The organism is Desulfurella amilsii, assembly GCF_002119425.1.
In the GTDB taxonomy this organism is placed as follows: domain Bacteria; phylum Campylobacterota_A; class Desulfurellia; order Desulfurellales; family Desulfurellaceae; genus Desulfurella; species Desulfurella amilsii.
In genome coordinates, this window is the sequence record NZ_MDSU01000020.1 from 26,210 (window position 1) to 48,727 (window position 22,518).

A 22,518-nucleotide genomic window follows, 5' to 3' on the forward strand; every position below is an offset into this window, starting at 1 on the left:
AGGTATTATGGGAGTCTTAGTTGTTGGAAGCAAAAGTATACAAACGGATGATGAGGGTTATTTGGTGAATTTTTCGGATTGGAGTAAAGAAGTAGCAGAAGCAATCGCCAAGCAAGAAGGTATTGAACAATTAACCGATAGGCATTGGGTTGTAATTGAATTTATGCAGAAAGAATTTAAAGAGCATGGGACTGGTCCTTCTATGAGAAAATTAACAAAAGAAAGCGGTGTATCAACAAAAGAATTGTATGAATTGTTTCCAAAAGGGCCCGCTAAAAAAGCAGCTAAAATCGCTGGGATTAAGAAACCAGTAGGCTGTGTTTAGAGGTTTTTATTATGAGTAAAGTTTCTATCATTATATCAAAAGGATCTTTTGAAGGTGTTTACCCAGGTCTTATTATGGCAAATGGCGCTTTAATGGAAGGTATTGACGCCATTTTGTTTTTTACATTTTTTGGTTTAGATGCAATTATCAAGCGTCGAATGGATAATCTAAAAGTAGCAACTGTTGGTAATCCTGCGCTGCCTATACCTTCTTTAGTTGGTATATTACCTGGTGTGTCTAGCTTCGTGACTAAACAAATGAAGAATGAGATGGAAAAATTGGATATACCACCAGTTAGTGAATTTATAGAAATGATACATGATGCAGGTGGTAAAATATACGCTTGCAAAGCTACTGTTGATATGTTTCACTTGAAAAAAGAAGATTTTTGTGAGCAGTTGGACGATATTGTTACAGTTGGTCAATTTTATGAGATGTCTTTGGATGGCCAAATAATCTTTACTTAATTTTTTAATTAGTCCTCTCTTTGTTTGCATATACCTCCCTGCTTGAAAGCAGGGAGAATTTTTGTTAAACTTAAATCTATGAGTGGTTTTATTGTTGTATTGACAACAGCAGATTCAAAAGAAACTTTAGTGCGTATTTCAAAATTTTTGGTTGAACGAAAGCTTGCAGCCTGTTGTCAGATTTCCAGCCCCATTGAAAGTTTTTATATATATAAAAATAAATTTGAAAATACTAAAGAATGGCTTTGTATTATTAAAACACACAAAAATTTGTTTGATGAGGTTCAAAAGGTTATTAAATCGCTTCATACATACGAAACACCCGAAATTATCCAGATAAATATTGAAGATGGGGATGTCAATTATCTAAATTGGATGAAGGAAGCTTTAAAACTATAATTTTTTGATACAAATCAAATATTTTTTGTAAAAATATAATATATATTTTGAGTACTTACTTAAAGAAGAGGAAACAGACTGTGGACAAGTGTGAAGATATAGCTTGCATGGCTTTTAATTTATGGGCTGCAATTTGTTTTGAGATGCTTATAGTTTTGGTTATATCTATTATCTTATTTATTAGCGGTACTATAATTTTTAGCGCGAATAAAAACACCCTTTTTGTAGGTATTTTTTTGATTTTTATGATAATAAGTATTTTTGTTATATATATGAAATTTAAAAAAGCAAGCGCAAAAAATGAAAACTTAAACAAAATTTTACCTTCGCATAAATACCTTATTCAAGATGCTGTATTAATTTATTTTTCTTTGACTATAAGAGCCATAATTATACTTTTGCCATTGCTTGGAATTTTAGCATTTTTTTCTAAAGGTGATATAATTGGAAGAATATATGCTGTTGTTTTAGAATTTATGGTTGGCTATCCAAGCATATACTGGTATTTAAAAAGTAGATCAAAACGTTTGTGACATTTGAAATGCTTAAATTTGAAGAAATAAAAAAATTAGATTTTAGAAATATAGAAGTGCTTGATGGATCTTTTTTTGCAAGGAGTAACTTATTACTTATATGCTATGAGCTTTTGGGAAAAATTTTACTTACAAACACAAAAGAAGGTTTAAGCGGGGGGGGGGTAATATCGGAAGTAGAAGGTTACTTTGGATCCATTGATTTAGCTTCTCACGCTTACAAAAATAAACGCACAAAAAGAAATGAGGCTCTATATCACTCAGGCGGTAGATTGTATGTTCATACATGCAGAGGGCATGTAATGTTAAATATTGTTGCAAACACAGAAAATATACCGCAAGGGATTCTAATAAGAGGTATTGTGCCACTAGTTGGTATTGATTTAATAGAAAAAAGGAGAGGTTTTGTCAAAGAGGCAGAATTGACAAACGGACCTGGTAAATTGACCAAAGCTTTAGGTATTACTATGCAGTATAACATGTTTAAAGTTTGTAAAGACAAAAGTGATTTTTTAGCTAAATTACCTGCAATTATTATGATTGATGCTGGTACCAAAATTGATCAAAATAATATTAAAAAAACGCCACGCATTGGCATAAATTATGCAAAAGCCTGGGCAAAAGAGCCTTTGAGATTTTTGGTTACTTACTCAAATACCTTGACTCAGCAAGGGTTAAATAATTTTGAGCAACTTAAACTAACAATCTAACATTTTTTACACAAATAATCTATAAATTTTTCATAAACGAGGTTATATTATAAAATATTACTTTAAGAGGAGGCAATAAAAATGCTAGATGATTGGCACATAATGGTTGTAGTTTTAATATTTGCATTAATTTTTGGTGCTAAAAAATTACCGGAGATCGGATCGGGTATTGGCAAAGGTATAAAGAATTTTAAAGAATCTCTTAAAGAAGATGGAAAGAATAACACCGAACAAGATGCAAAAGTTATAGAAGACAAAACGCATACGAAAGATTAGTTTATGATAATTATTAGCAATTACATAAATGTATATTGCATTAAGCTAGAAAATGAAAAATTTTATATGCCTAAGAGAAATGGTTTTTTTGACAAAACTTTAGGTTAGATCTAGTTTTGTTTAATGAATATACTTAGTTTGATGTCATCAATTGTTTTTGTTACTTTTTCTTTTGTTTTGATATTTTTTATATTTTAAGGGGTTAGATATGCAAAACTCTCCTTTTAGTATAGGTTTAGGTGTTTTTTTATTTTTTATTTTATCTGGTGGATTGATTTTTCTATTTTTAAGAAAAAAATAAAACGTATATTATGAAAAAAGTTTTTATTATAGTTGCTTTATTGTTTTTTTTAATTTTTATGGGTTTGAGTTCTTTTGTTATTTCTTTGTATTTGCAAACCAATAAAGATTTTAAAAATCTACTAAATGGAGATTTTTTTTCAAAACCTACAAAAATATACGCTTCAGACGGCCAATGTATAGCTGTAATTGGCACGCAAAGAAGACAGCCCGTATTGTTCAATCAGATTGATATAAATATGAAAAAAGCAATGTTAGCGGCAGAGGATAGTAGATTTTACCAGCATGGTCCAATAAGCTTTAGAAGTATAATTAGAGCAGCATTTGAAGATTTAATACACGCAAGGGTTGTAGAAGGTGGCAGTACACTTACACAGCAATTAGTTAAAAACCTCTATTTAACACCTAAAAAAACACTGTATAGAAAACTTAAAGGTGCAGTTTTATCTTATAAAATATCTAAATACTTGACAAAAAATCAGATTCTTACTTTGTATTTAAATACAGTGTACTTTGGCAATGGCGCATATGGTATAGAAATGGCTAGCAAAACCTATTTTAACGAAAATGCCAGTCAGTTAACAATACAACAAGCAGCAATGCTGGCTGGTCTTGTACAGGCACCGAGTTTGTATGATCCATACCAAAACCCCTCCATTACTGAAAAAAGGACGCTTTATGTATTGGATAGAATGTATGCTGATAATTTTATAACAAAAACAGAATATTGGCAGGCTGTGCATTCAAATATTATTCTGAGAAAAAAAAGTTCATTGTATACCTATGGTTACAGCAATAAAGCTGCATATTTTGTACAGCATGTTCAAAATTGGCTTATTAGTCATTATGGGAAAGAAATAGTTTACAATGGTGGATTGAAAGTTTATACAACGCTTAATATGAAACTGCAAAACGACGCATATAATGCTGTAAGAAAAGGTATATTAAAATTAACAACAACAAAGTACAAAGCACCGTACTATATTGCAGATGCAAGAAATTGGCTTATTAAACATTATGGGGAAAACGCTGGCTTAGAAGCTGATTTAATATCTATAAATCCACACAATGGTTATGTGGAAGCACTGATTGGCGGTGACAGTTATAGAAAATCACAGTACGATAGGGCAACTCAAGCACAAAGGCAGCCAGGTAGTGCATTTAAGCCCATTGTTTACCTTACCGCTTTAGAAGAAGGTTTCACGCCCCTGTATAAGATTGATGACGAGCCTGTTGAGTATGTGTATGGAAATAAAGTTTGGGCGCCTCAAAATTACACACTTAAATTTCATGGTCCAATTTCACTGGAATATGCCCTTGCGCATTCTGTAAATGTAGCAACTGTAAAATTATTAGACAGGATTGGTATAGATAATGTAATAATTAACGCACGAAAATTAGGTATTACCGAAACAATACCGCATAATTTAACCATTGCGCTTGGTTCATCTTCGGTAACACTTAAACAGCTTGCTTTAGTATACTGCGCTATAGATAATTATGGTTTATTGCCAAAAATTATTTTTATAAAAAAGATTTATGATAAGCAAAATCATTTAATTTATCAAGCAAAACCAGATTTAGTACGAGTTTTTCCAAAAGACTTAGGGTTTATTTTGACCAAAATGTTAGAAAAAGTGGTCAAGGAAGGCACAGGTGTATATGCGAAAGCTCTAGGCAGACCAATGGCCGCTAAGACAGGTACATCAAATCATGCGAGGGACAACTGGTTTATGGGTTTTACGCCCCAGTTGGTAGGAGGCGTTTGGGTTGGTTTTGATGACTACAAGCCCTGCGGACCGTATGCAGTTGGAGCCACAATGGCTTTGCCCATTTGGTTAAACTATATGGAGCATGCTTTGGCTTCAAAATCTGTTGAAAACTTTCCAGTCCCAAGGCATTTACCTAAAATTATGTCGAACTTTATATTTAATAATCCGAAATCCTCACATTCATAACAAAGATATAAAAGTTTGAAAAAGGATTTTAAGTATAGTATACTTAAAATGACAATGAGATACGGCGAAGAAGCTATATTAAATAACCAATTAGAAAGATGGGAAAACAAAAATCCATTTACATTTGAAATAGATATTGAATTTAGCGAATTTACCTGTTTGTGCCCACGCAGTGGTTACCCTGATTTTGCTACAATAAGAATAAAATATATACCGGATAAATATGTAATAGAGCTAAAAAGTTTTAAGCTTTTTTTGAATAGTTTTAGAAATAAATATATATCACATGAAGACTCAATTAATGAAATTTATGCTGCTTTAAGCAATTGTTTGCAGCCAAAATTTTTAGAAGTGATAGGAGACTTTAATCCAAGGGGAAACGTTAAAACTATTATCAAGATTGATTCTAAAATACAGGAGGCTGGTTTTGAGAAAAATAATAAGCGGCAATGAAGCATTAGCAATAGGTGCATATAGAGCAAGTGCTAGTTTTGCGAGTGGCTATCCTGGCACACCATCAAGCGAGATACTAGAACACACAAAGACTTTTGAAGATATTAAAGTACAATGGGCATCTAACGAAAAAAGCGCTTTCGAACAGGCCCTTGGTGCAAGTATAGCAGGCAGGCGGAGCTTTGTTACAATGAAGCATGTGGGTTTGAATGTAGCAGCAGATAGTCTAATGAGCGCATCATACACGGGTGTCAATGCTGGTTTTGTTGTTGTAGTAGCAGATGATCCTGGGATGCATTCTTCGCAAAACGAGCAGGATACCAGGCTATTTGCAAAGTTTGCACAGGTGCCTATTTTAGAGCCTTCTGATGCAAAAGAAGCTATGGGTTTTATGCAGTACGCATTTGCTTTAAGTGAAGAGTATGATACGCCTGTAATTGTACGCTCCACTACGCGTGTCTCTCATACGCAAGAGATGGCTTACTTTGATATGCATAAGCTTGGTGGTTATGAAAACAAGCTGCTTGTTAAAGATATATCAAAATATGTGCTTGTGCCCAAAAATGCCATTGCAAGACATAAAAAACTACTAGAAAGAAACGCCAAATTGCAAAAACTTTCAAACGAGACTCCAATAAACAGAATAGAACAGGGGACATTAAACATAGGTATAATAACAAGCGGCGTTTCCTACTTGTATGCAAAAGAGCTTTTGCCAAACGCCAATTATTTAAAAATTGGTTTAAGTTGGCCATTTCCTATTGAAATTGCACGTGAGTTTGTAAAGAACTTAGATAAAGTAATAGTTATTGAAGAACTTGAACCATATATTGAAGAACAACTTAAAGCTGGCGGTATTTATGTTGAAGGTAAAAAATTTTTTCCGCAAGATGGTGAGTTTAATTTAGATATTGTAGAAGAAGGCTTAGCCAAAGCTTCTTTCTTGGAAAAAACCCCAAAAAAGTACTTCGAAGTGCCAGACTTGCCAGCAAGGCCACCTGTATTGTGCCCCGGGTGTCCTCATAGGCCTGTGTTTGACATATTGCATTCTTTAAGGGTGTATGTAACTGGTGATATAGGATGTTATACGCTTGGTGCTGCTGCACCGCTTTCGAGCATACATACAACCGTTTGCATGGGTGCAAGCATTTCTATGGGCTATGGCTTGGCCAAAGCCTCTCTTAACCATAAAGTTGTTTCTGTCATTGGTGATTCTACTTTCTTGCATACTGGCTTGCAGCCTTTAATTGATGCGTATGTAAACAATGTCGCATATACTGTAATTATACTAGATAACTCTATTACTGCAATGACAGGTGGTCAACCAGATGCAACAAGTGGTTTTAATATAAAAAACGAACCAACCCACAAGGTTGACTTAGAAAACTTAGTTCGCTCAATCGGTATAGAAAGGGTGTTTAAAGTTGATCAATACGATTATCAAACTACCAAAGAAATTATAGAGCAAGAAGTAAATACAAAAGAATTAAGTGTTATAATTGCTACAAGGCCTTGTGTTCTGGCACCCAAAAAGATAAAAGAGATACCTTATCTTGTAATTGCCGATAAATGCATAGATTGCAAGAGGTGTTTAAGGGTTGGTTGTCCTGCAATTGGCTACAAAGATAACAAAGCCTATATTATTGAAGATTCCTGTACTGGGTGTGCACTGTGTGCTAAAGTTTGTCCTACAAATGCAATTGTAAAAGGTGATGTAAATGAATAAGAGTATAATATTTTGCGGTGTTGGCGGTGATGGTATCATTACTGCGTCAAATATTTGCGCAAATGCTCTCTTAAGGGCTAACTTTGATGTAAAAAAAAGCGAAGTGCATGGCATGAGCCAAAGGGGTGGCAGCGTAAATGCATTTTTAATTTACGGCAAAAAAGTTTATTCTCTGCTACCAGCAAAAGCTAGCGTGGATTACATGTTTGCAAGTGAGAAATTAGAAGCCCTACGTAGTGTAGACTATATGAACGAAGCCTCAATTGCTTTAATAAACGACAGAATTGTCCCTATAGTTGGTGCCAAGATAGATCAAGATGAGATAAATCAGTATTTGAACAGTTTTCCTTTTGAGCAAAATATTATAAACTTTAACGAAGTGGCAAAACTTCACAATATGCAAAAGGGCGTTAACACAATTATGCTCGGGTATTTTTCAAAAATCATCGAGATAGACAAAAAACATTTTACAAGGGCAATAGCAGATACTTTAAATCCTAAATTAATTGATATAAATATAGAAGCTTTTGAAATAGGATTAAATCTTTCATGAATAAACTTTTGTACTTGAATGAGTTTATAAAGCGCATCACCAATATAGATGAAATTGAGCAAGTAGCAAAATTAACTGCATTTATATGTAGGAAGTTTTTTGATGCAAGAAATTTAGTCTTTTTTTTAGAAGATAATGGTGTCATAAAACCTATTTATTTTGAAAAATCCCTTAGCGCCGCCGATTTGCTTTTTTATCAAAAGTTTTTTAGTTGTGAAAGTGAAAGTTTTATTATTTACCCAAAAGAAATTAAATACAGTAGTCATTTATACAAACTTCTTTCTTTTTATGAGTCCAATTACTTAGTATTGAAATCTTTTGATTGTGATAATAAAGTGCGCGTTTTATTGAGTTTTGGCGTAAAAGAGTTAACACAAGACACTCAAGATTATCTTGAGAGTTTTTTAAATGTAGTAAAGCTAAAGATAAAGTACCTATTTTCTATGAAAAGTTTAAAAAACTCACTTAAAGCCACAAAAGCTGCTTTGGATAGTTCTTTGGCCGTTTTGTCAAATTTAGCAGAAATTAGAGATGTTTATACAAAGGGTCATATGCAGAGAGTTTCTGCGTATTCAAGGAATATAGCTTTAAATTTGAAGCTTGATAATGTAGAAACTATTGAAAAAGCAGCTCTTTTGCACGATATTGGCAAGATTGGTATACCAGATGCAATTTTATTAAAACCAGCTAAATTATCAGAACAGGAGTACAAATTTATTAAAAAACATCCAGAGTTTTCAGAATACATATTGTCTCAGATAAAGGGTTTTGAAGATATAATTAAAATCATTAGGTCTCACCACGAATATTTAGATGGCAGTGGCTACCCAGATGGCTTAAAAAACGGTGAAATAATGTTAGAAGCAAAAATTATCACCATAGCAGATATATTTGATGCGCTAACTACAGATAGACCATACAGAAAGGCAATAGGAGCAAAAGAGGCTATAAAATTAATGTTTAATAAATTTAGAGGCAAAATTGATGAAGAGATTTTAAGTAAATCAGTAGAGGTGCTGTTGAAATCTAAAAGTATGGTTTGTGATATAGAGCAATATAGCCAACAATTAGAAGAAATGAGAAACATGGTGTTTTTTATTGATTACGAAACAGGCTTTTATTCTAGGCATTATTTGCCTAAATTTTCACATCAAATAGACCAAGATGCTCACCTTTTGCTGCTTGATTTACATGATATGCGCACGATTAACTTTACTTATTCAAGGTTTGTAGGCGATAAGTTAATTTACACCTTCTCACAAATGATCCGTGAAGTTTTTGTTCGATACCCAAGCGAGTTTTTTCGGATTGGTGGAGATTCATTTGTGGTTGTAATAAAGCAGAAGATAGAAAACCTCACAAACGACATATTAGATCTGGATCATAAATTAAAAGCCGCATGTAAAGATATTAACCCTTCATTTTGGTTTTCTAGCTGCGATTTTTCTCAAGGGGATGATATTAATAAGCGTTTACAAGAATTGACTACTAACATATTCTATAAAAGGAGAGTTTCGTAAAGCTTATGGATAGTTATAATAGCGATTTTGAAAAAGATATATATAGGTTTTGGGAAGAAAATGGTTTTTTTAAACCGGAGATAAACCCAGATGGGGAGCCTTTTAGTGTGGTTATACCACCTCCAAATGTAACGGGAGCTTTGCATATTGGCCATGCGCTAAATCAAACGCTACAGGATATTTTTGCTAGATATAAGCGTATGTGTGGCTACAGTGTACTGTGGCTTCCAGGCACAGATCATGCAGGCATTGCTACACAAACTATGGTTGAGCGTGATTTGGCAAAAAAAGGTATCAAAAAAGATGATATTGGCAGGCAGGCGTTTATTGAAAAAATATGGGAGTGGAAAAATACTTATGGAAACAAAATAATAGACCAAATAAAAAGGCTCGGGGCAAGTTGCGATTTTTCTAGACTGCGCTTTACTATGGATGAAGGACTCTCTAAAGCCGTTAAAAAAGCGTTTGTCGAGCTTTACAACGCAGGCTACATTTACAAAGGCGAGTATATTATCAATTGGTGTCCAAGCTGTCATACTGCTTTGTCTGATTTAGAGGTTGAATACGAAGAAGAACAATCAAAGCTTTATTATCTGAAGTATTTTCTGGAAGATTCCAAGGATTTTTTGATAGTTGCAACCACACGGCCAGAAACGCTTTTTGGTGATACGGCAGTTGCAGTTAACCCCAAAGATGAACGCTATGCGCATTATGTGGGCAAAAAGGTCATATTGCCACTTGTAGGCAGGCTTATTGACATAATAGAGGATAATTATGTTGACATGGGCTTTGGCAGTGGTGTGGTAAAAATTACACCTGCTCACGATCCCAATGATTTTGAAGTAGGCAAAAGGCACAATTTGGATATAGTTATTGCAATAGATGATTATGGTAGAATGACGCACAACGCTCCTGATTTAGAAGGCCTAGATAGGTTTGAAGCAAGAAAAATTACAGTAGAAAAGCTAAAAGAAGCAGATCTTATTTACAAAATAGAAGACTATACGCATTCGGTTGGTCACTGTTATCGCTGTAATACTGTGATTGAGCCCTACATTTCAAAACAATGGTTTGTAAAAACAAAAGATTTAGCAAAAAAAGCCATAGAGGTTGTTGAAAACACTTCAATTAAGTTTATACCAAAACACTGGGAGAAAACTTACTTTGAGTGGATGTATAATATTAGAGATTGGTGTATTTCAAGGCAAATTTGGTGGGGTCATAGGATTCCAGCCTATACATGTAAGCAATGCGGTGAGGTTTTTGTTAGCGAAAATCCTATTAATAAATGTCCAAAGTGCGCAGGAGAGTTATTGCAAGAAACCGATGTATTAGATACATGGTTTTCTTCTGCATTGTGGCCATTTTCTACATTTGGTTGGCCAGACAATACAGATGATTTAAAAAGATTTTATCCAACGAGTTTGCTTGTGACGGGTTTTGATATAATTTTCTTTTGGGTTGCAAGGATGATAATGATGGGCATGTTTTTCATGAAGGATGTACCTTTTAGGGATGTTTATATACATGCTTTAGTAAGGGACAAATACGGACAGAAGATGAGCAAAACCAAAGGCAATGTCATAGATCCGCTAGATGTAATTGATAAGTATGGGGCAGACTCATTGCGATTTACACTAGCGATACTAGCAGCGCAAGGTAGAGATATAAAGCTTTCTTATGATCAAATTGAATCCTATAGGCGTTTTATGAATAAAATCTGGAATGCCTACAGATTTATTGAAATAAATACAAAAGATTTTAAGCCAAATAGAAGCATACAGGTATACTCAAGTGCGAGTTTGTGGATAAAATCTAGGCTGTCAAAAACAATTAACCAGGTAGCACAAAGCCTTGATGACTATAAATTTAATGAAGCTGCAGAAAGTTTGTATCAGTTTGTGTGGCATGAGTTTTGCGATTACTATATTGAAATGAGTAAGGCTCATATTAACAAAGATGAATATAGCGATGAGGTTAAACAAACACTGCTTGAAGTTTTTGAGCAAATATTAAGATTGTTACACCCATTTGCACCATTTATTAGCGAGTTTTTGTGGCAAAAAATCCCTATCCGATCAGGCCAATCCATAATGATAGCCAGCTTTCCTAAAAGCAATAGCCAGAATGATGCTTTAGAGCAAGAATTTGATTTATTGATAGAATTAATTAAAGCTATGAGAATTTTAAGAAGCGAAAATTCCATAGCTACTAACAAAAAAATAAACTTTTACCTTAAACCACTAAACAAAGAAGTTGAAAAGATTGTGCAAAGCTATAAAAAATACATTCTATTACTTGCAAATGCAAAAGATTTATCTATAATTGAAAAAGATGTGCCAAAAAGTTTTATACAGCCAACTAAATATGGCGATATATTTTTAGAAGCAGGCCAGAATGTGGATGTTGAAGGTGAAATTTTGAGATTAAAAAAAGTAATTGAAAAAGCACAAACTTCTATAGATTTCTTAAACAAACGATTGCGCAATGATGAATTTGTATCTAAAGCACCCAAAGAGCTCACTGAAAAAAGTAAGCAAGAGCTTCAAGAAGCTATTCTAATAAAAGACAATGCAAAAAAGAGGATTGAACAATTAGAGAGAGTTTTATGAGAAAAATTTTATTTGTCTGTTTGACTGTTTTATTTTTGGCAAAAGTTGCATATGCAGATGTGGGCGAAAATTTTGCACACGAGCTTACTTCTTCCTTGGTTGAGCAAAAGGGTAAAGTTATAGGTGTTGAAAAGAATACAGTAGTTCTTGATAAAGGCTCAAATGATGGTATTATGAAAGGTGAGCTTGTCTATATTTACAAAAATTTAGGTGTATTTGTTGATCCAACTACGCAAAAACGCATTGATTTAAAAAGTGGGCGTTGCTATGCTCAAGTAGAAAGTGTAGAGCCCACTAAAAGCACAGCTAAAATAATTAGAGGTACAAAAAAGATCCAAAAGTATTTTTTAGGTCTACCAATTATAACAAATGGCTATACTTACTCAAAGCCGGATGTGTCAGATAATGATGAGTGGATAATAGGTAAAAGTTTATACAGAGTGGCTATTGTTACAAGGAACCCTGTGTTATTTGACAGTATAAGAAATGCCCTTGAGTCAACAAAAAAATTTGAAGTAGTTGATCCAGATACAATCGAGATCGCTATGACAAAGGAGAAAATTACGTCAATTAGTACACCAGAGGATATTGAAAAACTATGTAGTGACGTAAATTGTGATTTTGTAATACCTGTATATTTAAAAAACAATAACCAAATATCGTATAACATATACAATGGCTACAGTGGTGATCTAATATATTCTACAAGCTCCAAAATAAGTCAACAAGAAATGGAAAAACTAAAAACAACTAAACTTGCGGAGAATCTCCCACCAGAAAATGCTGTACCCAGTACACTAAATATTGAACCAAGACTCACATTGTGGGAAAGTTTGCTTAACAAGTTTGGCTTATATAGCAAATATTCAAACCTTGGCGCATCGAGTGCTACTATGAGGCTTGTTAACTACGCAAATATTGGATATCAAGCCAAAGCTTTGGCTGCTACGGGCGATTTAATTATTGTTGCAAACAAAGGCCAATTAGAGTTATATCGGTTTGATGGATACTCGCTAAATAAGGTTGCAAGCGCCAATGTAGGGTATAATATATTTAACATCGATACCGCTCAAATTGACGGTAAGACTTATCTTGCTATCTCAAGTTTTAACCCCTACGGTCAGCTTTCATCATCTATAGCCTATATTGAAGGCTCTTCTATACATATTATCAAAGATTCTATAGGCTATTGTTTAAGATTCTTTGATATTTACTCAAAACCACAGTTAATTGCTCAAAATATGTCCATTGGTTCAAGATTTTATGGGCCAATTTACGAAATGAACTTAAATGGTACAATTACAAAAGAGCTGAAATTACCTATAGATCCAGAGTCTTTTTATGAGTTTGAACAAATAGGAGACAAATTAGTGTATGCTACACCAAACAACGAAATTGCGATTTATGATATAGCTAATAAGAAAAATTTCTTAACAGGCCAGTATATTAGCGGCAGTGTTGAGCCAATACAAAGATACTCTCATTCATATAATCCCAATGAAAATTATTTCGAAAATAAAAACAAAGGAGTTGTGTATATACAAAATGTCTTAAAGTTTTTTAAGCATCAAGACAACTACTATGTTTTAGTCCCAAAAAGTTATAGGAGCAATGCAGTACAGGTTGCGGGCAGCCACTACAACGCATACAGTATATCTATGTATAAGCTTGATAATAATAAACTACAAGATGTGTGGAATTCGGGTAGCGTTTCTGGCCGAGTAGTAAACTTTGCAAGACAAAATGATTATATAGTAGGATTGATTGCAACGCCAGCTCCATTTTTTACGCGATTTATATTGGGTGAAAATGATATCTATAGATTGACTATATTTGAAATTAACAAATGAGCTTTGAAGATAATGAAAAATTGGCCTCTATATTTGAGACAATAGCGGACGCATTGGAATTTTTAAACGATAACCCATTTAAAATAAGAGCTTACAGAAATGCAGTAGATTCAATTAGAAGCTTAAATGAGAGTATTGTAGATATTTATTCTAAATCAAACCCTAAGAAAGTAGAAGGTATTGGTAAAGATTTAGAGCAAAAAATTAAAGAATATATTGATACAAAAAAGGTAGCATATTTAGACGAGCTTCTAGAAAAAGTACCATACACACTTTTTCAACTAAAGGATATAAGGGGTTTAGGGCCAAAAACCCTCTACAAGATGTTTGAGCGCTACCGTGTAAGGACACTTGAAGATGTCAAAAAGCTAGTGTTTGAAAATGACGAGCTCAAAGATATATCTTTATTGGAAAAGAGTATAAAAAAAATTAGAGAAGGTATAGAACTTTTTGAAGAAGGGCAATCACGCTTTTCTCTTGGCGCAAGTTTGCTTATTGCCAAAGGTTTGATTGAGCAAATTTTAAAAATAGACTATGTGGTTAAAGCTGAGATAGCAGGTAGTACGCGCAGGGGCAAAGAAACTGTTGGGGACCTTGATATACTTATTTGCACAAAAGATTTTAAAAATGTCTCAAAAGCTTTGGCAAACTTACCACACAAGCAGATAATCGCTTTGGGTGATACTAAGGTGAGCTTGCTTTTATCTAATAACATGCAAGTAGATTTTAGAATCGTAGATGATGAATCTTTTGCTTGTGCTTTGCAGTACTTTACCGGGTCAAAAGAGCACAATGTGCGCGTGCGTGAGATTGCAATCAAAAAAGGTTTTAAACTAAATGAATACGGTTTGTTTTTTAAAGACAAAAAGATTGAAACAAAAAGCGAAGAAGACATTTACAAAGCACTTGGTCTTTGCTATATAAAACCCACACTTAGAGAAAATAAAGGCGAGATTGAGGCTTGTTTATCAAATAATTTGCCTGATGTTGTAGAATTGGAAGACATAAAAGGCGATTTACATGTCCATTCAAATTATTCTGATGGTTTAATGAATCTTGAAGAGATTATTCAAGAGGCAATAAATCGTGGCTATGAATACATTGCAATTACAGATCACTCTGTTTCTTCTTATGTTGCAAATGGTTTAAGCGTTGAGCGCTTGTATGAGCAATTAAATGAAATAGACAAACTTAAATCCAAGTATAAAGGTAAAATAAACATACTTGCAGGCAGTGAAGTTGATATCAAAAAAGATGGTAGCTTAGATTTTGACGATAGTGTGCTAAAAGATTTAGATATTGTTATCGCTTCGATTCATCAGGGCTTTGGAAACTCGAAAGACATAAATACAAAAAGAATCATCGCTGCAATAGAAAACCCTTATGTAAACATCATAGGTCACCCAACTGGTAGACTTATAAGTCAAAGACCGCCGTATGAGCTTGATATGCAAAGCATTGTAGAAAAGGCTGCAAAGCACAAAACAGCTTTAGAAATAAACTCTTTTTATTTGCGTTTAGACTTAAATGACGAACATGCAAGACTTGCAAAAGCCTTTGGTGCAAAATTGTGCATTAATACAGATACACACACCAAAGATAATTTTAATTACATGCTTTTTGGTGTGTTAACCGCACAAAGAGGCTGGCTTGAAAAAAGTGATTGCCTTAATACACTAAACTATAGTAAATTAAAACAGTTTCTTAAGAAGCGCTAACTTCTTTTAGTTTTTTATTTGTGGCTCTTGTAAGCCTTGAAACCAACCTTGCAGCTTTATTTTTATGTATGACGCCTTTGCTTTTAGTTTTGTGAATTATTTTTTGCGCCTTTTTCAATTCTTGATCTAAACCTTGTGTGTCAGCGCTATTTATAGCAAGCCTTGCTTGCTTAACGGTATTTTTTAGCCTTGTCCTGTACGATTTGTTTCTTAAGTATCTTTTTTTGTTTTGTTTTACTCTTTTAAGAGCCGACCTATGATTTGCCACATCTACCTCCTGTCAAAAACTATAGATTTAATAGCATATCTTTAGTATAAAGTCAAATTTAAATTTTTGAATTTGACTATTATTTTATTTACCAATCAAGAAAGGACCTCTAAATAAATGTTCTATATCTTTTGCTAAAGCGGGTCTTGCAATCAAAAAACCCTGAACCTCATCGCAATTAAGCGACTTTAATGCATTAGCTTGCGCTTTTGTTTCTACGCCTTCTGCAATTACTTTGAGATTTAGGGCCTTTGATAAATTTATAATAGTTTTTAGTATCTCAAAATTTTTTTTCTCAAACATCTCTCTAATAAAGGCTATATCTATCTTAATGCCACTAATGGGCACTTCTTTTAGATATGACAAGGATGAGTAGCCTGTACCAAAATCGTCTAAAAAGATTTTTAGCCCATATTCATTTAGTTTTGTGAGTCTATCCAAGTGTTTAATAAGCGTGCTTTCTGTGACTTCTATCTCAATTAGGTTTCTGTCAACGTTGGATCTGTTTATTAATGTAAAAGTTTTTTCTAAAAAATTTGCATCATCTAATTGAACAGCAGATAGATTAATTGCAACGCTTATTGTAAAACCAATTTTTTGCCATGCCTTAATTTGGTCTATTGCTTGTTCAAAAATTTGGTAGCCTAACTCAATTATTAGCCTTGTTTCTTCTAATATTGGTATAAACTCATTGGGTAAAACTATACCATCTTTCGAGTTCCATCTAAGTAATGCTTCCACAGAGCGAACACAAAAATCACTTAAAGACAGTTTTGGCTGGTAATAAAGAACGAATTCATTATTTTTAATTGCATTTTTGAGTCTATTTTGAAGCTCTAATTTTTTTTGGATTTGAATGTTTGAGTCTTGTTGGTAAAAGCCAATAAAGAGGTGCTTCTCCTTTGCATCTAAAAGGGCAATCTCAGCATTTGTTATAAGTTTATCTTGAGTATCTGCATCTTTTGGATAAATGCTTACACCAACGCTAAAGCCCAAACTAAGATCTATATCAAAGTTTAGCGATTCTATTTTTTCTTCGATAGATTCTGCAATCTTTAGTATTTCGTCTTTTTCTGATGTATTTAGAATGAAACCAAATTCATCGCTGCCTGTTCTTGCTGCATAATAAATTTTATCAATTTCTAATATTGATTTTGCAATTGTTTTAATTATATAGTCACCTTTTATGTAGCCATATTTGTTATTTATAGCTGTGAAGTTGTTAATATCAAGCATAACTACAGAAAATTCTTTTTTTCGATTTACAAAAGACTCTATCGTATAGCCAAATGTTACCCGGTTTGGCAAGTTCGTTAGAGGGTCAAAAGATGATAAAAAGGTTATTTTTTTCTTTTTTTCTATAAAATCTATTGCATATGCTATGTCGCTTGCAATTTCTTCAAATAGCTTTACCTCTTTTTCATCAAAGTAGTCTATTCCATCGGAGTAAGCTTTTAAAACTTTGGAAGGGCCTTTTGTATGTATAAGGTTTATAGGCACAGTAATTGATGAGCGAAAGTTAGATTCTTTGGCTTGCTTTATCCACGGCCTCATTATAGGACTGTTTTGTATATCGTTGCATACAACGATACGGTTTTCTCTAATGGCTATGCCTGATGGGCCAGCACCTTCGGGTTTGTCTTCTTCAATTGATACAACAATGTTTCTTAAATACTTTTTGTAGCCAGCATATGCTTTTGGTTTTATTTTTTCTGTTTTTGAATCCACACAGCCAATCCATGCTAGTTTAAATTGGCCACAATTAACTAAAATGTTGCATACTTCTTTGTAGAGTGTATCAATATATTGTATGCGCACAACTAAATTGTTAATTCTTGAGAGAACCTCGTATAGCCTGTTTAGCCTTACAAGCAGCTTCTCATTTTCTAAGCGCTTTGTTATGTCACGGAACACAACTACCATTGCAGACTCGTTTAGCATATTTACGCTTGCTTCTAATTGCAGGGAATCGTTGTTTTGGGTTTTAAACTCTAGTATTTCTGTGATGCCTTTTGTTTTTTCAGCAAACTTTAAAAACAAATTTTGATAGTATGTTTTCTTGGCATCTTGAGTAAAATTTAGCACATCTTGACCAACTAAATTGTTTGCTTTTAAAATGTGCTCTATGGATTTGTTGCAAGCTAGCACCTTGCGCGTTTTTATATCGATTACAAGTACGCCGTCATAGAGTTTATTTAAGATAGATTTTGCTTCGTTTAATTTTAGCTGTGCTTTTGTTACACATTGCCTTGAGATAGATAGACTCTCGAGCAAAACAACTTTTAATATGTCGTTTTCGAGTGTTTTTAAATTGTCTATTTTGTGTTCTAAAAACACATTGTGCGCAAAATCCAAAAATTCAGTTATAAAACTCAAAAAACTAGCAGGGTCGTCAAACTCATTAAAATTGGTTGATTTAAGCTTATTTGTTAAAAAATCTCTAAGTATTTCTCTAACCTTTGGATCCACGTTTCTTTTTTCGATAGTTTCGCAAATACTGAATAGTTTATCAAATATTTGTCTGTTTGTATCTTTTAGGTTAGAGTCAAAATAGCTATTTATCATTTAAAACTCTTAAACTATTGCTGTATGTAATCTGAGCAATTTCTTCTGCTTGAGCGCCTACTAAACTGCAAAGTGCATTAAGCGTGTACTGCAAAAAAGACGGTTCGTTAGTTTTGCTTCGCTTTGGTACTGGTGCTAAATACGGTGCATCTGTTTCTAACACCATATTTTTAAGTGGTACATTTGTAATGTTTTGTCTGATAAGCGAATTTTTGAATGTTACAATACCACCTATGCCTAAAAGGTAATTTTTATCTAAAGCAAGCTTGAGCAAGTCTAAATCTCCATTAAAACAGTGAATTATAGCTTTTAGGTTGTTTTTTGTACTTAAAATATCAATGGCGTCTTTTGTTGCATCTCTTATGTGTATTGACACCCATTTATTGTGATAGATTGCTAAATCAAGCAAGTTAGAAAATAATGTTTTTTGTGTATCTTTTGGTGCATAATTATAGAAGTAATCTAAGCCGATTTCGCCTATGCCTATGCATTTTTCATCTTTAAGATAATTTTCTATGATGTCTAAATCGCCAATTTTAAACTCATTTGCGTAATGAGGGTGGATGCCTGCAAAAAAATATAAATTGTCGTATTTATGTGTAATTTCACAGGCTTTTTTAATATCGTTTACGTAAGATGTTGCTAAAAACACCTTCTCAACGATCCCAAGCCTATTAATTACATCATCCAATATAGCGTTAAATTCTTCTGATTGAAGGTGAGCGTGTGTGTCAATAATTTTCATAAATCTACAAATCTTAAGCTTGTTAGTGCATACTCCCTTATATTTTTAATATCTGGCAGTTCGATAGTTTTGCCTTTTTGCACAAAGTATTCAAGAATATCTTCCATAGTGTTACCACATGAGCATTCTTGTGGCTTTGAAGTGTAAGGCAATACCATATCACTAAAGCACTTTTTGCACCTAAAGAGGCTTTTTGATCCAGAATTTTTACCCTTTTTAGCTATAGGTTTTCCATCAATTTCTACTATGTCCATAGAAAAATCAATTGTAGTTGCACTTGATATGCTTGTTCCTACGCCAAATCCATCTACAACATCCACAAGTGGCTCTATAGTTTCTTCATCAAGACCACCACTTGCAAATATTTTTACATTGTCTGCGCCCCTCAAAGTTAGCTCCCAGCGTATTTCTTCAATTATAGCCCTTAGGTTACCCTTTCTTGAGCTTGGCGTATCAAGACGCACGCCTGCTAATTTTTTGCCCAGTGCTTCATAAACCCTCAGTGTTTCAAACTTTTCATCGCCGAATGTGTCTATTAGTATAATTCTTGGGACATCACCATCCATTGTTTCATCAAAATATTTTGCAGCTTCTACAGTATCACCTGCAAGTAATACTAGCGAGTGCGGTATGGTACCGCTTGGCTTTATATTTAAAACATTTGCGGCTTGCATAGTAGAAACGCCGTCGCATCCGCCAATGTATGCAGCCCTTTCGATAGCAACAGCAATGGCAGGGTGCATTCGTCGCGCACCAAAAGACAAAAGCAGTTTATTCTTAACCAATTTTCTAAGTCTTGCGGCTTTTGTGGCGACACCTGATTCCTGGCATAAAAAACCCAAAATTGCTGTCTCAAATTTTGCAAACTCGCTGTATAAACCTTCAATTTCAAGCACTGGCTCGTTTTCTCTAAAAATACTGCCTTCTTTTATAGCTCGGACATTTAAATCTTTGTTTTCTAAGAGTTCTAAAACTTCTTCTAAGCCAACAAACACACCCCATTTGTAGTTTTTGGGCAGCTTTTTAACGCTAACTTCTGCTTTTACTTTTTTATCTAAGCTTTTTACCTTCAAAGTATAAACGGTTCTATCAAAATAAACGTCCGTAACTTTTCCGTTTAGTATATCTTCTTTTGTTGAAATAAACACTTTCCTACCCCCTAATCTACAAAGGCATTTAATATCAAAGCTATTATACTCATTATGATTGAGCCTGCAAGTGCACTAAAAAAACTTTCAACTACAAAGCCTTTTACGATGTAAGAGGCAAGGTAAAACAACATTGCATTAATGACGAGTGTAAACAATCCTAGCGTTAAGATGCTTATAGGTAGTGTCAAGAGTATTAAAAAAGGCCTTATAAATGTATTTAATAAACCTATGACTAAACTTGCTGCTATTAGAGAAAACACTCCTTCCATATGCAATCCTTTTACTATCATGACACTAATACCTAAGGCAATAGAACTTATTATCCATTTTACTAAAAAAATCATTTTACCTCCAAAAGGCGATTTATGCTGGCAAGCACCACTGAGTTTTGTTTTAGTGCCTCGATGATTTTTACATAATACAATTCTTGTAGCCAAACGGGTGCTTTTAAGTCACTTTTTTCAATCCAAGCCCATGCTTCAAACTCAAGACCATATATGCTTTGCTTTAGCAAAACGCACTTTGGCGTGTATGTGTCACTTTTTAAAATATAGTCTTGTTTATTTAGTTCTTCAATAACAATATTTTTTACTTTCTCAATATCTGAGTTAATGTCCGCAATAAATGGGATTTTTAGTTTTATTGCCCCAGTTGAATATGTGGAATTTATAACTTTAGAGTTTATAAAGTAGGAATTTGGGACAATGATATCAGTGTTATCATAAGCTTTGATTATTGTAGACCTTAGTTTTGTTTCCACAACAACACCACTTATGTTATTTTCTGGTATATTTATAATATCGCCAGGTTTAACAAGCTGTTCAAATATTATTATTATACCAGAAATCATGTTATTTGCAATATTTTGCAAACCAAAACCAAGTCCAACACTGAGTGCGCCGGCAATTAAAGCAATAGTAGATGCATTGACACCCACAAATGTTAGCGATACAGCCAAAATTATAATCACAATGGTATATGAGCCAAGTGTTTTTAGAATTTGAATGTTTGCTTCGCCTATAGATTGATGCATTTTAAGCTTTTCTAAACTTCTTTTATAGTGCTTGTCAAGCAGAAAGCCCAAAAAAAGTAGGATAATTATTTTTAATATAAGCGATAGTGATAAGTTAATCCCTTTATACTCAAAAAATGAGTAATTTAATATATTGAAGATTTGAATGCCAACTTCCTTTATGGATTTTACCGTTTTGTTTATAGCGTATATGGAAGGATTTTGTATGTGCAACATTATTTTTTTAATTGTGTTTAATTTGGCATCTAACAGGCTTAAGTTTTGCTTGTATGCCATTAAATCTAGCAATGTTTGTTTAAAATAAGCAAAATAGGATACTTGAGAGTTTGCAGTATAATTTGGTGGAGAGTAGTTTGTGATGAATTGCATATTTGTATCAATTGAATTTTCAATTTTTTGGCTTTCTTTTTGTATTTGTGTGTAAATAGATGCTGTTTGCGTGGAATTTTTGTTTTCAATAACTTCTATTAAATAGCGTCTAATCTTTAGATCAATTATAGATATGCCTATAGCAAACAATTGGTTTTCATTGTAGAGTTTTTGGTTCTCTAATTGAGCCAATCTATTTTGGAGATAAGAGGAATTGTATGAAGAGTGGGATATTTGGGAGACTAAAAGCTGGATTTGCGTATCAAGTTGTATATTTTGGGATACAATACTGTCTTGTGTTTCGTCGTAGTATTTTTCCTGAGATTTAATTTTTCCATTGATGTTTTCTAATGCGTATCGATCTAGTGCGATTTTGTGTGTTATGTTGTTCATAGATTTATAAGAATTGTTTAGAAATTGATTTATGTTGTCAATACTTTTTTTAGCTTGGTCAAGTTTTGCTTGTGTGATTTTATACCGTAGTTCTAAGAGTTCTTCATCAAGTGTGTTTTTTTGCGTTGATAAGAACTCTTCATTCAGTATTTTTTTTCTTTCGCTTAAGTGCTGGATTATTTTTTCTAGGCTATTTATTGTGTTGCTTAGGTTTGTTAAGTAATCTACAAAATTGTTAAATTCGTCAAAATAGACAACTTTTGCTTTTAGTAGCCGATCGAGTTTTTCTTCATTTTGAAGCTTTGGCTTTGTGGAGTATATACTTTTTAATTCCCTTAATAAGTCTATTTTTACATAAAGTTTGTCAAGTGTTTCTGGATTTTTTGTTTTACTGATTTGAATGTAGTTTTGTTGCTCAAGTTTATTGATCGCTGTTATCTCATCTTGAGGCTTTTGTATTGAACCGCTAACAGCACTGTATGAGTTTTCTTTTAAAGTTATTGCCAAAATAACAGCAATTATAAGTATTTTTAAGAATCTCATGGCAAATTTATATATAAAAAAGTTTTGTGTGTCAATACTATTGACTTTTTA

20 protein-coding genes are annotated in these 22,518 nt (G+C 33.4%); 14 read left to right on the plus strand and 6 right to left on the minus strand.

What is annotated here, in order from left to right; all coding sequences use genetic code 11:
* Positions 1-7 precede the first annotated feature (7 nt).
* From DESAMIL20_RS10205 to polX, 14 genes are all read left to right on the plus strand, one after another.
* On the plus strand, positions 8-325 hold the full coding sequence (locus DESAMIL20_RS10205) for a TusE/DsrC/DsvC family sulfur relay protein (protein ID WP_086034780.1): 318 nt from the start codon (positions 8-10) through the stop codon (positions 323-325).
* An 11-nt stretch (positions 326-336) separates the two neighbouring features.
* Positions 337-792: a DsrE/DsrF/DrsH-like family protein gene (locus DESAMIL20_RS10210; RefSeq protein WP_086034781.1), complete on the plus strand. Its 456-nt coding sequence runs from the start codon at positions 337-339 to the stop codon at positions 790-792.
* A gap of 78 nt (positions 793-870) precedes the next feature.
* Positions 871-1,191, plus strand: a complete 321-nt coding sequence (gene cutA, locus DESAMIL20_RS10215) for a divalent-cation tolerance protein CutA (protein WP_086034782.1) — start codon at positions 871-873, stop codon at positions 1,189-1,191.
* An 80-nt stretch (positions 1,192-1,271) separates the two neighbouring features.
* Complete coding sequence (locus DESAMIL20_RS10220) at positions 1,272-1,724, plus strand: hypothetical protein (RefSeq protein ID WP_086034783.1); 453 nt, start codon at positions 1,272-1,274, stop codon at positions 1,722-1,724.
* An 8-nt stretch (positions 1,725-1,732) separates the two neighbouring features.
* On the plus strand, positions 1,733-2,434 hold the full coding sequence (locus DESAMIL20_RS10225) for a DNA-3-methyladenine glycosylase (RefSeq protein WP_143340285.1): 702 nt from the start codon (positions 1,733-1,735) through the stop codon (positions 2,432-2,434).
* A gap of 81 nt (positions 2,435-2,515) precedes the next feature.
* Positions 2,516-2,710 carry a twin-arginine translocase TatA/TatE family subunit gene (locus DESAMIL20_RS10230; protein WP_086034785.1) on the plus strand — a complete coding sequence of 65 codons (195 nt, stop codon included), beginning with the start codon at positions 2,516-2,518 and terminating at the stop codon, positions 2,708-2,710.
* Positions 2,711-3,021: 311 nt separating this feature from the next.
* Entirely contained in the window at positions 3,022-4,968 is a 1,947-nt protein-coding gene (locus DESAMIL20_RS10235; protein WP_086034786.1) for a penicillin-binding protein 1A, read from the plus strand.
* Between the two features lie 54 nt (positions 4,969-5,022).
* Positions 5,023-5,421, plus strand: coding sequence for a preQ(1) synthase (gene queF / locus DESAMIL20_RS10240; protein ID WP_086034811.1), 399 nt, complete (start codon positions 5,023-5,025; stop codon positions 5,419-5,421).
* Positions 5,396-7,147, plus strand: coding sequence for an indolepyruvate ferredoxin oxidoreductase subunit alpha (iorA, locus tag DESAMIL20_RS10245; protein WP_086034787.1), 1,752 nt, complete (start codon positions 5,396-5,398; stop codon positions 7,145-7,147). The genes queF and iorA overlap by 26 nt, the downstream gene beginning before the upstream one ends.
* On the plus strand, positions 7,140-7,700 hold the full coding sequence (locus DESAMIL20_RS10250) for an indolepyruvate oxidoreductase subunit beta (protein WP_086034788.1): 561 nt from the start codon (positions 7,140-7,142) through the stop codon (positions 7,698-7,700). The genes iorA and DESAMIL20_RS10250 overlap by 8 nt, the downstream gene beginning before the upstream one ends.
* A complete protein-coding gene (locus DESAMIL20_RS10255; protein WP_086034789.1) occupies positions 7,697-9,220 on the plus strand; it encodes a bifunctional diguanylate cyclase/phosphohydrolase in 1,524 nt (507 codons plus the stop codon). Before DESAMIL20_RS10250 ends, DESAMIL20_RS10255 begins: the two co-directional genes overlap by 4 nt.
* Positions 9,221-9,225: 5 nt before the next feature.
* The gene (locus DESAMIL20_RS10260) at positions 9,226-11,832 is read left to right on the plus strand and encodes a valine--tRNA ligase (protein WP_086034790.1); all 2,607 of its coding nucleotides are present in this window, start codon (positions 9,226-9,228) and stop codon (positions 11,830-11,832) included.
* Positions 11,829-13,682 carry a hypothetical protein gene (locus DESAMIL20_RS10265; protein ID WP_086034791.1) on the plus strand — a complete coding sequence of 618 codons (1,854 nt, stop codon included), beginning with the start codon at positions 11,829-11,831 and terminating at the stop codon, positions 13,680-13,682. The genes DESAMIL20_RS10260 and DESAMIL20_RS10265 overlap by 4 nt, the downstream gene beginning before the upstream one ends.
* Positions 13,679-15,400 carry a DNA polymerase/3'-5' exonuclease PolX gene (polX, locus tag DESAMIL20_RS10270; RefSeq protein WP_086034792.1) on the plus strand — a complete coding sequence of 574 codons (1,722 nt, stop codon included), beginning with the start codon at positions 13,679-13,681 and terminating at the stop codon, positions 15,398-15,400. Before DESAMIL20_RS10265 ends, polX begins: the two co-directional genes overlap by 4 nt.
* Here the strand turns inward: polX and rpsT are convergent.
* The 6 genes from rpsT to DESAMIL20_RS10300 form a co-directional block, all read right to left on the minus strand.
* The gene (rpsT, locus tag DESAMIL20_RS10275; RefSeq protein ID WP_086034793.1) at positions 15,387-15,668 is read right to left on the minus strand and encodes a 30S ribosomal protein S20; all 282 of its coding nucleotides are present in this window, start codon (positions 15,666-15,668) and stop codon (positions 15,387-15,389) included. The two genes, polX and rpsT, sit on opposite strands and share 14 nt — an antisense overlap.
* Before the next feature lie 84 nt (positions 15,669-15,752).
* Positions 15,753-18,233 (minus strand): sensor domain-containing phosphodiesterase, encoded by a 2,481-nt coding sequence (locus tag DESAMIL20_RS10280; RefSeq protein WP_086034794.1) that lies wholly within the window; start codon positions 18,231-18,233, stop codon positions 15,753-15,755.
* A complete protein-coding gene (locus tag DESAMIL20_RS10285; protein ID WP_086034795.1) occupies positions 18,223-18,978 on the minus strand; it encodes a TatD family hydrolase in 756 nt (251 codons plus the stop codon). The genes DESAMIL20_RS10280 and DESAMIL20_RS10285 overlap by 11 nt, the downstream gene beginning before the upstream one ends.
* Positions 18,975-20,126 carry a nicotinate phosphoribosyltransferase gene (locus DESAMIL20_RS10290; protein WP_086034796.1) on the minus strand — a complete coding sequence of 384 codons (1,152 nt, stop codon included), beginning with the start codon at positions 20,124-20,126 and terminating at the stop codon, positions 18,975-18,977. The genes DESAMIL20_RS10285 and DESAMIL20_RS10290 overlap by 4 nt, the downstream gene beginning before the upstream one ends.
* An 11-nt stretch (positions 20,127-20,137) precedes the next feature.
* Entirely contained in the window at positions 20,138-20,473 is a 336-nt protein-coding gene (locus DESAMIL20_RS10295; protein WP_086034797.1) for a phage holin family protein, read from the minus strand.
* Entirely contained in the window at positions 20,470-22,467 is a 1,998-nt protein-coding gene (locus DESAMIL20_RS10300; RefSeq protein ID WP_086034798.1) for a mechanosensitive ion channel family protein, read from the minus strand. The genes DESAMIL20_RS10295 and DESAMIL20_RS10300 overlap by 4 nt, the downstream gene beginning before the upstream one ends.
* Positions 22,468-22,518 lie beyond the last annotated feature (51 nt).

What these genes read in the sequence shown, in the direction of transcription:
- DESAMIL20_RS10230 (WP_086034785.1), top strand. Translation starts at nt 2,516, where the DNA reads ATGCTAGATGATTGGCACATAATGGTTGTAGTTTTAATATTTGCATTA.
- DESAMIL20_RS10225 (WP_143340285.1), top strand. Translation starts at nt 1,733, where the DNA reads ATGCTTAAATTTGAAGAAATAAAAAAATTAGATTTTAGAAATATAGAA.
- DESAMIL20_RS10250 (WP_086034788.1), top strand. Translation starts at nt 7,140, where the DNA reads ATGAATAAGAGTATAATATTTTGCGGTGTTGGCGGTGATGGTATCATT.
- DESAMIL20_RS10260 (WP_086034790.1), top strand. Translation starts at nt 9,226, where the DNA reads ATGGATAGTTATAATAGCGATTTTGAAAAAGATATATATAGGTTTTGG.
- DESAMIL20_RS10235 (WP_086034786.1), top strand. Translation starts at nt 3,022, where the DNA reads ATGAAAAAAGTTTTTATTATAGTTGCTTTATTGTTTTTTTTAATTTTT.
- polX (WP_086034792.1), top strand. Translation starts at nt 13,679, where the DNA reads ATGAGCTTTGAAGATAATGAAAAATTGGCCTCTATATTTGAGACAATA.
- DESAMIL20_RS10280 (WP_086034794.1), bottom strand. Translation starts at nt 18,233, where the DNA reads ATGATAAATAGCTATTTTGACTCTAACCTAAAAGATACAAACAGACAA.
- DESAMIL20_RS10295 (WP_086034797.1), bottom strand. Translation starts at nt 20,473, where the DNA reads ATGATTTTTTTAGTAAAATGGATAATAAGTTCTATTGCCTTAGGTATT.
- DESAMIL20_RS10285 (WP_086034795.1), bottom strand. Translation starts at nt 18,978, where the DNA reads ATGAAAATTATTGACACACACGCTCACCTTCAATCAGAAGAATTTAAC.
- cutA (WP_086034782.1), top strand. Translation starts at nt 871, where the DNA reads ATGAGTGGTTTTATTGTTGTATTGACAACAGCAGATTCAAAAGAAACT.
- DESAMIL20_RS10205 (WP_086034780.1), top strand. Translation starts at nt 8, where the DNA reads ATGGGAGTCTTAGTTGTTGGAAGCAAAAGTATACAAACGGATGATGAG.
- DESAMIL20_RS10265 (WP_086034791.1), top strand. Translation starts at nt 11,829, where the DNA reads ATGAGAAAAATTTTATTTGTCTGTTTGACTGTTTTATTTTTGGCAAAA.
- DESAMIL20_RS10210 (WP_086034781.1), top strand. Translation starts at nt 337, where the DNA reads ATGAGTAAAGTTTCTATCATTATATCAAAAGGATCTTTTGAAGGTGTT.
- DESAMIL20_RS10300 (WP_086034798.1), bottom strand. Translation starts at nt 22,467, where the DNA reads ATGAGATTCTTAAAAATACTTATAATTGCTGTTATTTTGGCAATAACT.
- queF (WP_086034811.1), top strand. Translation starts at nt 5,023, where the DNA reads ATGAGATACGGCGAAGAAGCTATATTAAATAACCAATTAGAAAGATGG.
- DESAMIL20_RS10255 (WP_086034789.1), top strand. Translation starts at nt 7,697, where the DNA reads ATGAATAAACTTTTGTACTTGAATGAGTTTATAAAGCGCATCACCAAT.